Raw genomic sequence first — 1,212 nt, 5'->3', positions numbered from 1 at the left:
CGCAAGAAGCCGATGCAGGACGAATCCGGGGATGCGGGGCAGGCGGCTGGCGGCCAGGCGGCTGGTGGGCCGGGCCACGGCATGCCCCATCCGGCGGAGTGACGGGCCTGCACCATGGCAAGCGTGCTGATCATCGATGACGACGATGTCGTCCGGACGGTGCTGCTGCGCACTCTGTCGATGGCCGGCCATCGGGTGGTCGGTGCCCGCGACGGGCTTGAGGGAATGGAGCGGATCCGCGGTTGTCCCGCCGACAGCCCGCTCGACCTCGTCATCACCGACATCTACATGCCGAACCAGGAGGGGCTGGCGACGATCATGGAGCTGCGGCGCGATGCACCGTCGTTGAAGATCATCGCGATTTCCGGCGGCGGCGCCCGCGCCTCGCTGGATGTGTTGCGGGTGGCGGAGGCGCTGGGCGCGCACCGCACCCTGCGCAAGCCCTTCACCCCGAGCGAGGTGATCGAGGCCGTGTGCATGGTTCTGGAGGGGTAAGGGGGCGTCGGTCCCCTTGCAAAGGCCCTTGTCCCCGAAATCGCGAAGCGCCGCTCTCCGGTGGAGAGCGGCGCTTCAATGAAGAGGTTCCAGCCGATTTGCCCAACCGCTGGCCTTGCGGGACGCTTACCGAAGCGCATCTTCGGCGCTCAATCGGAACCGTCCCCGACGCCAGGGGCAGGGAGCCCGCAGTCAGGCTGCGAGTCGTTCTTCCTGTACCCGACGGCTCCGGCGGAGGCGCTCGAAAAGCTGCTGGACACTGTCGGGGCTGATCCCATCGCGCGCCATCACGGCGATCACGATCGGATCTTCGAGCAGTTCGGAAAGGGTCGGCGTCGTGTTGCGGTCCATGCGTCCCTCCCTTTGTGTCCGGCCTCCGGGTGCCGTTGCCGTCCCGGAAGGGGGATCGGCGGACGGTCGAAGCCGGCAATGGCGATTGGCCTAATCCCTGCTGCGCGCTCGTCTCGGCTTTCAGTGTCCGGAACGCCTCTGGGGATATACCCCCTTCGGTCCGGATTGTGGGTCTGAAATACAATATGGCGACCATAACTCAGACGAGGTGGTATTGTCACTCGTCCTTTTGTCAACGGCCGCTATATCTTAATATATTGCAGTATTAGGGGCCTCTGTCGCGGGAAGGGCCTTTCAAGCCTGTCCCGGCCGTGCGCGCGTCAGGCTGGAGCCGACCGCAGGCTCTGCCGAGTCGGCTGCAGGAAT

General features: G+C 65.6%; 2 protein-coding genes. One reads left to right on the top strand and one right to left on the bottom strand.

Annotated features, from left to right (window positions below):
- Window positions 1-114: 114 nt before the first annotated feature.
- Entirely contained in the window at window positions 115-495 is a 381-nt protein-coding gene (locus tag I71_RS06940; protein WP_042692951.1) for a response regulator, read from the top strand.
- Between the two features lie 192 nt (window positions 496-687).
- On the opposite strand, the gene I71_RS38720 is transcribed toward I71_RS06940, so the two are convergent.
- The gene (locus tag I71_RS38720) at window positions 688-846 is read right to left on the bottom strand and encodes a hypothetical protein (RefSeq protein WP_169055215.1); all 159 of its coding nucleotides are present in this window, start codon (window positions 844-846) and stop codon (window positions 688-690) included.
- Window positions 847-1,212 lie beyond the last annotated feature (366 nt).

The organism is Azospirillum sp. B506 (assembly GCF_000333595.1).
GTDB lineage: Bacteria > Pseudomonadota > Alphaproteobacteria > Azospirillales > Azospirillaceae > Azospirillum.
The sequence above is the reverse complement of the archived record's forward strand: the minus strand, read 5'-3'. Positions and strand labels throughout refer to the sequence as shown.

What these genes read in the sequence shown, in the direction of transcription:
- I71_RS38720 (WP_169055215.1), bottom strand. Translation starts at nt 846, where the DNA reads ATGGACCGCAACACGACGCCGACCCTTTCCGAACTGCTCGAAGATCCG.
- I71_RS06940 (WP_042692951.1), top strand. Translation starts at nt 115, where the DNA reads ATGGCAAGCGTGCTGATCATCGATGACGACGATGTCGTCCGGACGGTG.